Source organism: Micromonospora sp. CV4, assembly GCF_003667455.1.
GTDB lineage: Bacteria > Actinomycetota > Actinomycetes > Mycobacteriales > Micromonosporaceae > Micromonospora.
The window spans coordinates 54,178-68,165 of record NZ_RCVI01000293.1; the positions used below are offsets into that span (position 1 = coordinate 54,178).

A 13,988-nucleotide genomic window follows, 5' to 3' on the forward strand; every position below is an offset into this window, starting at 1 on the left:
CGTCAGACCTCCGGGTCGCGGCCGCTGTCGGCGACGTCGGTCGTGACCTGCGGTGGATAGTGCGGGCCGAGATCCCCGGACCGTCGCTGGTAGTCGGCGACGAGGTCCAGCAACTCCTGGCCCCGCGGTCGTCGACCGGGCCGGACGTCGCAGGTGCCGACCTTGCTCTCCTGGATCAGGACGTTGGGATCGAGGCTGATGCCGAACAGGTCGTTGGCCGAGTCGCCGGTCACCAGACCCTCGAACCCGAAGTGGTACGGCAGCCACACCTGGTGGATGATCCGACCGTCCACCCGCAGGGGCGTGAGCCGGTCGGTCACCAGCACCTTCGCCTCGACGGCCGCGCGCGTGGTGATCAGGTGGGCCCAGCCCAGGTGGTTCAGCCCGACCTCGGCGGCCAACTCGGGGGACACCTCGACGAACATCTCCGGTTGCAGTTCGGCCAGCGGGCGGACCATCCGGCTCATCCCGCCGGCGGTGTGGTGCTCGGTGAGCCGGCTGACCGTGAACACGTACGGGAAGACCTGACTGTGCTCTTCCGGCGGGCTCGGATTGAGCGTGTTGATCGGATGGGTGTAGACCTTGCGGGTCGGGTTGGCCTGCTGCCGGTACAGCGGGTTGCGCACCGGCGACTCGACCGGCTCGTAGTGCGTGGGCATCGGCCCGTCGAGCACGCCGGTGGGCGCGTACAGCCAGCCCTTGCCGTCGCCCTGAAGGACGAACGGGTCGTCGCCGGCGAGCCCCGCCACGCCCGAGGAGTCCGCGGGCGGCCGGTACGACGGTGGCTTGGTCTTCTCGAAGTCCGGCACGTCGTAGCCGGTCCACTCGCCCTTGTCCGGGTCCCACCAGACGTACCTCTTGCGCTCGCTCCACGGATTACCGTCCGGGTCCGCGGACGCGCGGTTGTAGAGGATCCGCCGGTTCGCCGGCCAGGCCCAACCCCACTCGGCGGCCACCCAGTCCTGCTCGTGCCGGGACTTGCGCCGCGCGGCCTGGTTCACCCCGTCGGCGTACACCCCCGTGTAGATCCAGCAGCCGCCGGCGGTGGAGCCGTCGTCCTTCATCTCGGTGAACGTCGACAACGGCCGGCCGCTGGCCACCTCGTAGCCGTTGATCTCGTACAGCACCGCCTCGGCGCTCGGCTCGGCGTTCGGGCCGTGCGTCGGGTAGTTCCAGTTCAGGTCGAGCAGTGCCCGGTCGCGGGGTCGGGTCGACGTGGCCAACCGTTCCCGGATGATCCGCCCGAGGTGGTAGAAGAACCACAGCTCGGAACGGGCGTCGCCTGGTGGCTCGACGGCCTTTTCCCGCCACTGCAACAGCCGCTGCGTCTGGGTGAAACTGCCCTCCTTCTCCACGTGCGAGGCGGCGGGCAGGAAGAACACCTCCGTACGGCACTCCTCGGGCACGATCTCGCCGGTCTCGATCTCCGGCGCGTGCTGCCAGAACGTGGCGCTCTCGATCTCGAACAGGTCGCGGACCACCAGCCAGTCCAGGTTGGCCATGCCGAGGCGCTGGGCCCGCCCGTGCGCCGAGCCGACCGCCGGGTTCTGCCCCAGCAGGAAGTACCCCTTGATCTTCCCGTCGATCATGTCCAGCACCTGCTGGTACGTGCCGTGATCGCCGGTCATCCGCGGCATGTAGCCGTAGCAGTAGTCGTTCTCGGCGGTGGCCGCGTCCCCCCAGTACGCCTTGAGGAGGTTCACCCCGTAGGTGCGGGCGTTGCCCCAGAAGCCCTTCTGCCCCGGATGCCGAATGCTGTCCACCCAGTCGTCCAGGGTCGGGTGGTCGGAGTGGTGCGGCATCGGCAGATAGCCGGGCAGCAGATTGAACAGGGTCGGAATGTCGGTGGAGCCCTGGATGCTGGCGTGCCCGCGCAACGCCATGACTCCACCGCCCGGGCGACCCACGTTGCCGAGCAGCAGCTGGATGATCGCCCCGGTACGGATGTACTGCACCCCGACGCTGTGCTGCGTCCAGCCCACCGAGTAGACGAGCATGCCGGTGCGCTCCCGGCCGGAGTTCCGCGTCCAGGCCTCGGCCAGCTCCAGGAACTTCTCCTGCGAGATGCCGCAGACCCGCTCGACCATCTCCGGTGTGTAGCGCGCATAGTGCCGCTTGAGGATCTGGTAGACGCAGCGCGGATGCTGCAACGTCTCGTCCCGTTCGGTCTGCCCGTTCACCGGCGCGCCGTGTGACTCGTGCTCCAGCCCGGCGGCGGTTTCCCGCTGTGTCTCGGTGTCCCGGGTCGCGGCGTTCTGGCCGTTTCCCGCGTACCGCCAGCTCTTCTGGTCGTAGCTGGCGTTCTCCTCCTTGAAGCCGGAGAAGAGGCCGTGCATGTCCTCGGTGTCGCGGTACTCCTCGGTCACGATCGTGGCGGCGTTCGTGTAGGAGATCACGTACTCCCGGAAGTCGAGTTCGTTCTCCAGGATGTACCGCACCACCCCGCCCAGCAGCGCGATGTCGGTGCCCGCCCGGATCGGCAGGTACCCGTCAGCCAGCGCGCTGGTGCGGGTGAACCGGGGGTCGACGTGGAAGACCTTCGCGCCGCGGCGCTTGGCCTCCATCACCCACTGGAAGCCCACCGGGTGCGCCTCGGCCATGTTCGAGCCCTGGATGACGATGACGTCGGAGTTGGCCAGGTCCTGCTGGAACTGGGTGGCGCCGCCGCGACCGAAGCTGGTCCCCAGACCGGGGACGGTGGCGGAGTGTCAAATACGGGCCTGGTTCTCGATCTGGAGCGCCCCCATCGCGGTGAACAACTTCTTGATGAGGTAGTTCTCCTCGTTGTCCAGCGTCGCCCCGCCCAGGCTGGAGATACCCAGCGTCCGGTTGAGCGGTCGGCCCTCGGCGTCGACGTCCTCCCACGTCTCGTCCCGGGCCGCCAACACCCGATCGGCGATCATGTTCATCGCCGTGTCGAGGTCCAGGTCCTCCCACTCGGTGCCGTACGGCCGGCGGTAGCGGACCGTGGTCTGTCGCAACGGGCTGGTCACCAGGCTCTTGCTGGCCGCGCCCTTCGGGCAGAGCCGACCACGCGAGATCGGGCTGTCCGGGTCGCCTTCGATCTGGCTGACCTGCCCGTCCTTGACGTACACCCGCTGGGCGCAGCCTACGGCGCAGTAGGGACAGACGGACTTGGCCACCGAATCGGCGGTGTCGGTGCGGGCGGTGAGCGACAGTGAGCCCGCGGACTTGGACGCGGCGCCCCGGCCGAGCGGGTCCGTGCCGGTCAGCTGGCGATAGACCGGCCAGCCTTCGAACCAGCTGCGCACCCCCATCGCCGCACCTTCCCGACTAATCACACCAAATATGAACAGCCTGACACTAGACGAGGTGCCAGCCCGGTCGCAGCGAGATCAGCAGAGACAGGCCTCCCCCGGCCCTTTTCGCACAGGCCGGGAAAGGCATGGTGTATGGAACCGGCGAGGACATGGCGTCAGCGCGCGGGCCGGCGATCCCACAACACCAGGCCGGCGAGCAGCATCGCGACGCCCACACCGATCATTCCCCACCCCACCGCCGTGCGCGCGCCGGCGTCCAGGTGGCCCGCCACGATCCACCCGCCGTCGATCCCGAACGCCAGCGGCATCACCCCCTGCGGGATCACCGGGATCCACCCCACCGTCAGCAACCCCAGCGCCCACGCGGTCGCCGTGTTCTCCCGATACCACTGCACGTTCCACGTCAGCGGGATCACCGTCTCCGGGGGCCGGCTCCGCTGACCGGCCGCGGCGAGCACCTCCGGGCCGCGCCGGCCGAGGCGGTCGTCGGCCAGCCACACGCCGCCCCACCAGGCGGCAGCGCCGCACAACAGCCCGACCAGCGGCAGAAGCGGCGCCGCCTCCGGCGGGCCCCAGACCGCCAGCGCGAGCACCGGCGCCGCGGCGAGCAGCCCACCAGCGGTGGCAACCAGCACGCTGACGATGTCGGTCGGGTTGTCGGCCGAGGTGGGATGCCGTGGGTCGGCCACCGGGCGCACCCGCAGCAGCGACACCCACACCGGCACCGACGCACCCGCGCCGAGCAGAGCCGGCAGGGTGGAGAGCGCGGTCAGCGCGTCGACCCGGGGCGCGAGGATGACGCCGGCGACGGTCAGCAGCACCCCGATCGGGGTGACCACAAGCAACCACGCCAAGGCCCGACCCCGAACCTCGGCACGTTCGCCGCCCGGCGTGGTGAGCGGCAGCCACAGTGCGGTGCCGTCCAGTCCGACCAGCCCCGCCGACATCGCCGCCGCGCCGAGCACGGCGAGCGGTCCGGCCCACGGCAGCAGCAGATCCACGTCGGACAACAGCGGAAGGCCGGCGAGCAGCGCCCCGTACACCACCGCGAACGCCAGATACTGCAGGCGCAGCGGATGCCGCATCCAGGCACGGGCCTCCCGGCCCGTAACCGCCCGCGTCGCCGCCGGCACCCACCCCAGCCGCTCGCGCCTGGCTCCGACCGGTGACGCCGCCGTGGTCGCACGCGGCCGGAACGGCACGCCGGCGATGAGCACCCGTCGGACGAGCATGATGTACGCGGCGGCGCAGAGCGCCACGATGCCCACCAGGGTCGCCAGCATCCGCACCCCTTGCCCGGTCGGCCCTGTCGCGGCGGTGATCGGCCAACCGCTCGGCACGTACGCCATGGCCCGGACCACTCCCTCGGGCGCTGCCGTGAGCAGGACCGACACCCACGGGAAGACCGCCCAGAGCGACCCGGCGACTCCCATCGCCGTACCGGTGAAGATGCCAGTGAGCAGCGCCCCGACCGGACCGCCGGCGTGGCCGACGACCTCCAGTGCGATGGCCGAGCCGATCAGCCCGAGCAGCCAGAGCAGCACCGCACCGGAGGCGGTGACGAGGACCGCGACAGTGCCGTGCCGAGCGGCGTGCACCGGCAGCGCGGCGAGCGCCACCAGCGAGACGGCCGGACCGATGCCGATCGCCGACGCGGCGAGCAGACCGATCGCGGCCGGGACGCCGCCGATCGGCTCCAACCGCAGGTGGGCCGGACGGACCCGACCGCGCCCACCGCCGAGCAGCAGCGGCAACACGATCCAGCCGAGAACCCACGCCCCGGCGAGCAGACCGAGGGTGTGCTGGTCGCCGCGGAGCGCGTACCAGATCAGCCAGGCCGCCGCGAGCAGTCCGCCCAGACCGGCCACCGCGGGCCCTGGATGCTCGCGCAGCGAGCGACGCAGCATTGTCGCCCGCATCCGGGCCGGTACCGCGACCGCGCTGAGGGCCCCGGCCGGCGGACCGGCGGTGGCGGGTGCCGCGCTCATCGTGCCCCGGTCAGCCAGTCCAGACCGGCGCTGCCGGAGGCCTCGGCGCCGACCAGCTCGACGAACCGGTCCTCGAGGCTGCTGCCGGCGGCGACCTCGGCGACCGGTCCGGCGGCGACCACCCGGCCCTGATGGATCACGGTCACCTCGTCGCACATCTGCTCGACCAGCAGCATCGAGTGGGTGGACAGCACACAGGTGCCGCCGCCGGCCACGAACCGGCGCAGCACACGGCGAATGGTGGCCGCGGAGACCGGGTCGACCGCCTCGAACGGTTCGTCGAGCACGAGCAGCCGGGGCGCGTGCAGCAGCGCCTGGGCGAGACCGAGCTTCTTGCGAGTGCCGGTGGAGCAGTCGGCGAGTGGTGTGCCGGCCCCCTTGGCCAGACCGAGCACCTCGATCAGTTCGGCAGCACGGTCGGTGGCCGCGGCCCGACGCAGCCCGCGCAGGCCGCCGGTGTAGCGCAGCAGTTCGGCGCCGGTGAGGCGTTCCGGGAAGTCGAGGCCGTCGGGCAGCACGCCGGTCAGCGCGCGGGTCAGGCCGCGGTCGCGCAGCGCGTCGTGGCCGAGGATCCGGATCTCCCCGGAGTCCGGGGTGAGCAACCCGACCGCCATCCCGATGGTGGTGGACTTGCCGGCGCCGTTGGGCCCGACGATGCCGTGAAACGTGCCCGTGTGGACGGTCAGATCGATGCCGTCCACCGCGCGATGCGCCGCGAAGGTCTTGACCAGGCTGCGGATCTCGAGTGCCGGGGGGATCACGCGCCGAGCATAGGTGACCCTGCGCGGCCTCGTGGCCCGCTGCTCACCGGTCGCCGGCCCTGCGCGTGACGATCCAGTTCGGTCAGGTGTGGTGGATCGGGGTCGCCAGGTCGCTGAGCGGGCGACCCGACCCACCCCAGGTCTGGGCGGTGATCTCGGCGGCGATCGCCACGGCGGTCTCCTCCGGTGTCCGCGCGCCCAGGTCCAGCCCGATCGGCGAGCAGAGCCGGGCCAGCGCGGTCTCGCTCACGCCCGCCTCGCGCAGCCGGCGCATCCGGTCGTCGTGTGCGCGACGGCTGCCCATCGCGCCGATGTAGCGGGCGGGTGTGCGGAGGGCGACCTGAAGCAGTGGCACGTCGAACTTGGGGTCGTGGGTCAGGACGCAGAGCACCGTGCGGTCGTCGACCGTCGTCGACTCCAGGTACTTGTGCGGCCACTGGACGACCAGGTCGTCGGCGTCGGGGAACCGCGCGCGGGTGGCGAACACGGGACGGGCGTCGCAGACCGTGACGTGGTAACCGAGGAACGTGCCGATCCGGGCCATCGCGGCGGCGAAGTCGATCGCACCGAAAATAATCATCCGGGGTGGCGGCACGTACGACTGGACGAACACGGACACCTCGTCGAGTCGCTCCTCCCCCTGGCGGCCGAGGTGGACCATGCCCGTGGCGCCGAGGGCGAGCATGCCGGCGGCCTGCCGGGCCACCGCGTCATTCAGGTTGGCCGCGCCGAGGGTGCCCGCGACCCGGTCCGGCCAGATCACCAACTGCGCGTTCTCGACCGAGGCCGTGGCGACCGGCCGGCCGTCCCGGATCGCCGCGAGCACCTCGTCGGACCCGGTCATCGCGACGTCCGGCTGGACCAGCACCTCGATCGTGCCGCCGCAGGTCAGGCCGACATCGAACGCGTCGTCGTCGCTGACGCCGTAGGTCTGGGTGCGGGCCCGGCCGGTCTCGACCGCCGTCCGGCAGAGCTCGTAGACGGCGCCCTCGACGCACCCGCCCGAGATGCTGCCCAGGACCTCGCCGCCGGCGGAGACCGCCATGGCCGCGCCCGGCCGCCGGGGCGCCGACTGCCAGGTCCGGACGACGGTCGCGACGGCGAATGGAAGGCCGGCGGCGCGCCAGCCGGTCAGTCCGTCGACGATGTCCCGCATGGCCGCACGATCCGCGAGCGCGGGCGGCACCGTCAACGGCGACCTAAGCAGTTGCTTAGGTCGCCGTTGACTTCGGCCGGCGTCCGGATCAGATTTTCCGGGACCACGGAGGTGCGACATGCAGGTGCCGGCACCGTTCGAGTACGAGCGAGCCACCAGTGTGGACCATGCCATCGGCCTGCTGGAGCGGCTGGGCAGCACCGCCCGGCTGATCGCCGGAGGGCACAGCCTGCTGCCGATGATGAAGCTCCGGCTGGCCAACTTCGACTACCTCATCGACATCAACGATCTGCACGGCGAGCTCGGCTACATCGAGACAGGTCCGGACGAGGTACGGATCGGCGCGCTCACCCGACATCGGGAGCTGCTCGAGTCCACCCAACTCGCCGCGGCGTTCCCCATCTTCGCCGACGCCGAGCGGGTGATCGCGGACCCGGTGGTGCGTAACCGGGGCACGCTGGGCGGCTCGCTCTGCCAGGCCGACCCGTCCGAGGACCTCTCGGCGGTCTGCACCACCCTGGACGCGAGGTGCGTGATTCGCGGCCCGGGCGGCGCCGAACGGGTCGTGTCGATGGAGGAGTTCCACGTCGGGCCGTACGAGACGGCGGTCGCGGACGGCGAGATGCTCATCGAGGTGCGGCTGCCGGTGCGGCCCGGATGCGGCAGCGCGTACGAGAAGGTCGAGCGCCGGGCCGGCGACTGGGCGGTGGTGTCGGCCGGCGCGGCGGTGTGGGTCGACGGCGGCACGATCGTCGACGCCCGGGTCGGGCTCGCGGCGGTCGGCCCGAACACGACCGGCATCCCGGAGATCTCGGCGGCGCTGCGCGGGCGGGAGCCCTCTGAGAGCATGTTCGAGCAGGCCGGCGCGATCGCCGCGGCCAGCTGCGATCCGGTGACCGACCAGCGCGGCAGCGTCGACTACAAGCGGCATCTGGCCGCCGAGCTGACCAGACGGACCCTGCGCCGGGCCGTCGAGCGGGCGAGGAGCTGAGCATGCAGGTCACGATGACCGTCAACGACGTCGAGGTCACCCGGGAGATCGAGGCCCGGCTGCTGCTGGTGCACTTCCTGCGGGACGTGCTGGGCCTGACCGGCACACACTGGGGCTGCGACACCAGCAACTGCGGCACCTGCGTGGTCTGGCTGGACGGCGAGCCGGTGAAGTCGTGCACGGTGCTCGCCGCGATGGCCGGCGGCCATCAGGTGCGTACCGTCGAGGGCCTCGCCAAGGGCGCCCAGCTCGACCCGGTCCAGGAGGGCTTCATGCAGTGCCACGGCCTGCAGTGCGGCTTCTGCACGCCGGGAATGATGATGACCGCCCGAGCGCTGCTCGACCGGAACCCGGATCCGAGTGAGACGGAGATCCGGGAGGCGATCTCGGGTCAGATCTGCCGGTGCACGGGTTACGCCACCATCGTGCGGTCGGTGCGATGGGCCGCCGTGGCCGAGGCGGAGGCCGCCGCCCGGGTCGCCGAGACCACCGAATCGAGCGAGGCCGGCGAGATCGCCGACGCCGGCCAGACTGCGGGGGCCGTCGCATGACCACCGTGCACGAGCGCGCGGACACGTTCCACGACAACGACCAGAAACCCGTCGGGTACGGCCGGATGCTCCGCAAGGAGGACCCGCGGTTCCTGCGCGGTCGCGGCCGGTACGTCGACGACGTCCAACTACCCGGCATGCTGCACCTGGCCATCCTCCGGGCTCCGGTGGCGCACGCCCGGATCGTCAGCATCGACACGAGCGCCGCCGAGGCGTCGCCCGGGGTCCGGGCGGTGGTGACCGGGGCGATGCTGGCGCAGCAGGGCCTGGCCTGGATGCCGACCCTCTCCAACGACGTGCAGGCCGTGCTCGCCACCGACAAGGTGCGCTTCCAGGGCCAGGAGGTCGCGTTCGTCGTCGCCGACGACCGGTACGCGGCGCGCGACGCGTTGGAGCTGATCGACGTCGAGTACGACGTCCTCGATCCGGTGATCGACGCCCGCCGTGCGTTGGCGCCGGACGCTCCGCTCATCCGCGACGACCTTGAGGGAAAGACGAACAACCACTGCTTCGACTGGGAGACCGGCGACGAGGCGGCCACCGATGCGGTGTTCGCGCGCGCCGACGTCGTGGTCAGCCAGGATCTCGTCTACCCCCGGGTGCACCCGGCGCCGATGGAGACCTGCGGGGCGGTCGCCGACTTCGACGCCGTCGACGGCAAGCTGCGGCTCTGGTCCACCACCCAGGCGCCGCACGCGCACCGCACCCTCTACGCCATCGTGGCCGGCATCCCGGAACACAAGATCCAGGTGATCGCGCCGGACATCGGCGGCGGGTTCGGCAACAAGGTGCCGATCTACCCCGGGTACGTCTGCGCGATCGTCGCCTCGATCGTCACGGGCAAACCGGTGAAGTGGATGGAGGACCGGTCGGAGAACCTGATCAGCACGGGCTTCGCCCGCGACTACATCATGCGTGGTGAGATCGCGGCGACCCGGGACGGCCGGATCCTCGGCATCCGTACCAACGTGCTGGCCGACCACGGCGCGTTCAACGGCACCGCCGCGCCGGTGAAGTACCCGGCCGGCTTCTTCGGGGTCTTCACCGGCAGCTACGACATCGAGGCCGCCTACTGCCGGATGACGGCGGTCTACACCAACAAGGCGCCCGGCGGGGTCGCGTACGCCTGCTCGTTCCGGATCACCGAGGCGGTCTACCTGGTCGAGCGGATCGTCGACTGTCTCGCCGACGAGCTGGGCATGGACCCGGCCGAACTGCGGCTGAAGAACTTCATTCAGCCGGAGCAGTTCCCGTACACGACGAAGACCGGCTGGGTGTACGACTCCGGCAACTACGAGCCGACCATGCGGCTGGCGATGGACATGGCCGGCTACGCCGAGCTGCGCCGCGAGCAGGAGGAGAAGCGCGCCCGCGGCGAGCTGATGGGCATCGGCATCGCGTTCTTCACCGAGGCGGTCGGCGCCGGACCCCGTAAGAACATGGACATTCTCGGGCTGGGCATGGCGGACGGCTGCGAGCTGCGCGTCCACCCGACCGGCAAGGCCGTGGTACGCCTCAGCGTGCAGTCCCAGGGCCAGGGGCACGAGACCACGTTCGCGCAGATCGTCGCCGAGGAGATCGGGATCCCGCCGGCCGACATCGAGGTGCTGCACGGCGACACCGACAACACCCCGTTCGGCCTCGGCACGTACGGCAGCCGCTCGACGCCCGTGTCGGGCGCGGCGGCCGCCCTGGTGGCCCGCAAGGTGCGCGACAAGGCCCGGATCATCGCCTCGGGCATGCTCGAGGTCTCGGTGGCGGACCTGGAGTGGGAGAAGGGCGCGTTCCACGTCAAGGGCGACCCGGGCACGTCGGTCACGATCCAGGACATCGCCATGCGCGCGCACGGCGCGGGTGACCTGCCCGAGGGCATCGAGGGCGGGCTGGAGGCGCAGATCTGCTACAACCCGTCGAACCTCACGTACCCGCACGGCGCGTACATCTGCGTGGTGGACATCGATCCCGGCACCGCGCAGGTGAAGGTGCGGCGGTTCATCGCGGTCGACGACTGCGGCACCCGGATCAACCCGATGATCATCGAGGGGCAGGTGCACGGCGGGCTGACCGACGGGGTCGGCATGGCGCTGATGGAGATGATCGCGTTCGACGAGGACGGCAACTGCCTCGGCGCGTCGCTGATGGACTACCTGATCCCCACGTCACTCGAGGTGCCCGACTGGGAGACCGGCTTCACCGTCACCCCGTCGCCGCACCACCCGATCGGCGCGAAGGGCGTCGGCGAGTCGGCGACGGTCGGTTCACCCCCGGCGATCGTCAACGCGGTCGTGGACGCCCTCAAGCCCTTCGGCGTACGGCACGCCGACATGCCGCTGACGCCGTCGCGGGTCTGGGACGCCATGCGCGGCCAGGCCCGGCCGCCGATCTGAGGGGCGGGGATGACCACGATCGCGGAACGTGCCCGGGAGCTGACCACCTCCCGGGAGCCGTTCGTGCACGCCACCGTCGTCCGCGCGCAGGAGCCGACGTCGGCCCGGCCGGGCGACGCCGCGGTGATCCGGGCGGACGGCTCGATCGAGGGCTTCGTGGGCGGGGTGTGCGCCGAGAGTTCGGTGCGGGCCGCCGCGCTCGACGCCCTGCGCGACGGTGACGCCCTGCTGCTGCGGGTGCTGCCGGACGGCGCCGAGCCGTTTCCGGAGACGCCGGGGGCACGGGTGGTGGTGAACCCGTGCCACTCCGGCGGCGCCGTCGAGGTCTTCCTCCGACCGATGCTGCCGGCGCCGATGCTGCGGGTGGTGGGTGACACGCCGATCGCCGCCGCGGTGGCGACACTGGCGGCCTTCCTGGACTTCGACGTCGTCACGTCGGACGACCGGCCCGGCTGCACCGCCGTCGTGGTGGCCGGACTGGGCCGCGGCGAGCAGGACGCGATCCGGGCCGCGCTGGACGCCGGCGTGGGGTTCGTCGCGCTGGTCGCCAGCGCCAGACGCGGCAAGGTCGTGCTCGACGAGCTGGGGTTGACCGACGTCGAACGGACCCGCGTCCACTCCCCCGCCGGGCTGGACATCGGCGCGCGTACGCCGCAGGAGATCGCGCTGTCCATCATGTCCGAGGTGGTCCGGGCGATCCGGGTGGACGGGCTGAGCCCGTCGTCGGGCGCGCCGGCCGCGCGGCCGCCGCAGGCCGTCGACCCGGTGTGCGGGATGACCGTGCTGGTCGGGCCGGAAACGCCGTACGCGCGGGTCGACGGGCAGGACGTCTGGTTCTGCTGCGCCGGCTGCCTCGCGCGTTTCACGGCGGCGTAGCCCGTGTTCACGACCGGACTGGTGCTCGCCGCGGGGGCGTCGGTTCGTCTCGGCGAGGCGAAGCAGTTGCTTCCGTACCGGGGACGGACGCTGCTCGACGCGACCCTTGAGCTGGCCCGCTCGTGCGGCTTCGACCAACTGCTCGTGACCCTCGGCGGCGCGGCGAGCGGAATCCGCGACCGGGTGGACCTCACCGGGTGCCAGGTCGTCGAGAATCCGGCGTTCAGCAGCGGCTGCGGGTCGTCGGTCAGCACGGCCGCCCGGGCGGTGGACCCGCGCGCCGACGCGCTCGTGCTGCTGCTCGGCGACCAGCCCGGTGTACGCGCGGCCGACGTCCACCGGGTCGCCACGGCGACCACCCCGCTGGCCGTGTGCCGGTATGCCGACGGCCTGGGCCATCCGTTCCGCTTCGGCCGCGAGGTCCTTCCCGAGCTGTACGACCTGCACGGCGACAAGGCCGTGTGGAAGCTGCTGCACTCCGGCCGCCACCCGGTGACCGAGGTGCCCGTCGACGGGCCGGTGCCGATCGACGTGGACACCCGCGCGGACTACGAGCGGCTGCTGGCGGGAGAGCCGTGAAGGACGCGCTGGCCGTCCGGCACCGCCTCGACGCCGTCGACTACCTGGTCGACGACGGCATGGCGATGGCCCTGTTCCTGGCGTTGCGGCTCGGCCGGCCGCTGCTGCTGGAGGGCGAACCCGGAGTCGGCAAGACCGCCGCCGCGAAGGCGCTGGCGAGGGCGTTGGAGACGCCGCTGATCCGGCTCCAGTGCTACGAGGGGCTGACCGCCGGCGAGGCGCTCTACGAGTGGAACTACCAGCGGCAACTGCTGGCGATCCGGCTCGCCGAGGCGCAGCGGACCCGGCTCACCGACGCTGACCTGTTCAGCGCCGAGTTCCTCCAGGAACGGCCGATCCTGCGGGCCGTACGCCACCAGGGACCGGTCCCGCCGGTGCTGCTGATCGACGAGATCGACCGCGCCGACGACGAGTTCGAGGCGCTGCTGTTCGAGTTCCTCGGCGAGGCCGGGGTGACGATCCCCGAACTCGGTACGTTCACCGCCCGTACGCCGCCCGTCGTGGTGCTCACGTCCAACCGCAGCCGGGAACTGCACGACGCGCTGCGTCGCCGCTGCCTGTACCACTGGATCGACTTCCCCGAACCCCACCGGGCCGTGGAGATCGTCCGCCGGGCCGTCCCCGACGCGACCCTGCCGCTGATCCGTACGGCGGTCCAGTTCATCGGCGGCGTGCGGGGCCTCGGGTTGGAGAAGGCGCCGGGAATGGCGGAGACCATCGACTGGGTCGCCGCACTGTCGGTGCTGGGCGCCGCCGACCTGGCCACCGCCGAGGTCTCACGGACCATCGGCACCATCGCCAAGACCGCCGACGACCGCGCCGTCGTCGCCGCCGCGCTCGGCAGCCACCAGGAGAGTCAGGTATGAAGATCAGCAACGAGTTCGCGGTCGACGTTCCGATCGAGCGGGCCTGGGCCGTGCTCACCGACCTCGAAGGGATCGCGCCGTGCCTGCCGGGCGCGCAACTGACCGGCGTCGACGGTGACGTCTATCGGGGCAGGGTGAAGGTGAAGGTCGGTCCGGTCATCTCGGAGTTCGCGGGCACCGCGCATTTCGTGGAGAAGGACGACGCGGCGTACCGCGGGGTGATCGACGCGAAGGGCCGTGACGCCCGGTCGGCGGGGAACGCCTCCGCACTGGTCACCGCCCACCTTCGACCGGACGGCGACCGGACGCTGGTCAGCGTGGACACCGACCTGAAGATCTCGGGGAAGCTGGCCCAGTTCGGCAGCGGCATGATCAAGGAGGTGTCGGGCAAGCTGCTGGCCCAGTTCGTCACCAACCTGGAGGCCAGGCTGGCCGCCGAGCAGGCGCCCCCGGCCGCCGGGGTGGCCGCGTCGGTGCCCGCCGCCCGGTCCGAGGCCGGGCCCGTCCGGGCCGCGTCCGCCACGCAGCCCGAACCCGGGCTCGACTTGACGG

Annotated in this window: 11 protein-coding genes; 7 read left to right on the plus strand and 4 right to left on the minus strand. The window is 71.6% G+C overall.

Annotated features, from left to right (window positions below):
- Window positions 1-2: 2 nt before the first annotated feature.
- The 4 genes from fdh to EAD98_RS20070 all read right to left on the minus strand — a co-directional run bounded on the left by fdh (window position 3) and on the right by EAD98_RS20070 (window position 7,186).
- Window positions 3-3,278 (minus strand): formate dehydrogenase, encoded by a 3,276-nt coding sequence (fdh, locus tag EAD98_RS20050; RefSeq protein WP_147457449.1) that lies wholly within the window; start codon window positions 3,276-3,278, stop codon window positions 3-5.
- Between the two features lie 158 nt (window positions 3,279-3,436).
- Window positions 3,437-5,269, minus strand: coding sequence for a hypothetical protein (locus tag EAD98_RS20060; protein ID WP_121655587.1), 1,833 nt, complete (start codon window positions 5,267-5,269; stop codon window positions 3,437-3,439).
- Window positions 5,266-6,030, minus strand: coding sequence for an ABC transporter ATP-binding protein (locus EAD98_RS20065; protein ID WP_121655588.1), 765 nt, complete (start codon window positions 6,028-6,030; stop codon window positions 5,266-5,268). The genes EAD98_RS20060 and EAD98_RS20065 overlap by 4 nt, the downstream gene beginning before the upstream one ends.
- An 82-nt stretch (window positions 6,031-6,112) precedes the next feature.
- Window positions 6,113-7,186, minus strand: a complete 1,074-nt coding sequence (locus EAD98_RS20070) for an XdhC family protein (protein ID WP_121655589.1) — start codon at window positions 7,184-7,186, stop codon at window positions 6,113-6,115.
- 118 nt (window positions 7,187-7,304) lie between these two features.
- On the opposite strand from EAD98_RS20070, the gene EAD98_RS20075 reads away from it, so the two are divergent.
- The 7 genes from EAD98_RS20075 to EAD98_RS20105 all read left to right on the plus strand — a co-directional run.
- The gene (locus tag EAD98_RS20075) at window positions 7,305-8,177 is read left to right on the plus strand and encodes a xanthine dehydrogenase family protein subunit M (RefSeq protein ID WP_121655590.1); all 873 of its coding nucleotides are present in this window, start codon (window positions 7,305-7,307) and stop codon (window positions 8,175-8,177) included.
- Window positions 8,178-8,179: 2 nt separating this feature from the next.
- Window positions 8,180-8,728 carry a (2Fe-2S)-binding protein gene (locus tag EAD98_RS20080; RefSeq protein WP_121655591.1) on the plus strand — a complete coding sequence of 183 codons (549 nt, stop codon included), beginning with the start codon at window positions 8,180-8,182 and terminating at the stop codon, window positions 8,726-8,728.
- Window positions 8,725-11,115: an aerobic carbon-monoxide dehydrogenase large subunit gene (locus tag EAD98_RS20085; RefSeq protein WP_121655592.1), complete on the plus strand. Its 2,391-nt coding sequence runs from the start codon at window positions 8,725-8,727 to the stop codon at window positions 11,113-11,115. Before EAD98_RS20080 ends, EAD98_RS20085 begins: the two co-directional genes overlap by 4 nt.
- Before the next feature lie 9 nt (window positions 11,116-11,124).
- A complete protein-coding gene (locus tag EAD98_RS20090; RefSeq protein WP_121655593.1) occupies window positions 11,125-11,991 on the plus strand; it encodes an XdhC family protein in 867 nt (288 codons plus the stop codon).
- Between the two features lie 3 nt (window positions 11,992-11,994).
- Window positions 11,995-12,570, plus strand: coding sequence for an NTP transferase domain-containing protein (locus EAD98_RS20095; RefSeq protein ID WP_121655594.1), 576 nt, complete (start codon window positions 11,995-11,997; stop codon window positions 12,568-12,570).
- On the plus strand, window positions 12,567-13,436 hold the full coding sequence (locus EAD98_RS20100; RefSeq protein WP_121655595.1) for a MoxR family ATPase: 870 nt from the start codon (window positions 12,567-12,569) through the stop codon (window positions 13,434-13,436). The genes EAD98_RS20095 and EAD98_RS20100 overlap by 4 nt, the downstream gene beginning before the upstream one ends.
- A partial coding sequence (locus tag EAD98_RS20105) for an SRPBCC family protein (protein ID WP_121655596.1) occupies window positions 13,433-13,988 on the plus strand: 556 nt, incomplete at its 3' end. The genes EAD98_RS20100 and EAD98_RS20105, both read left to right, overlap by 4 nt.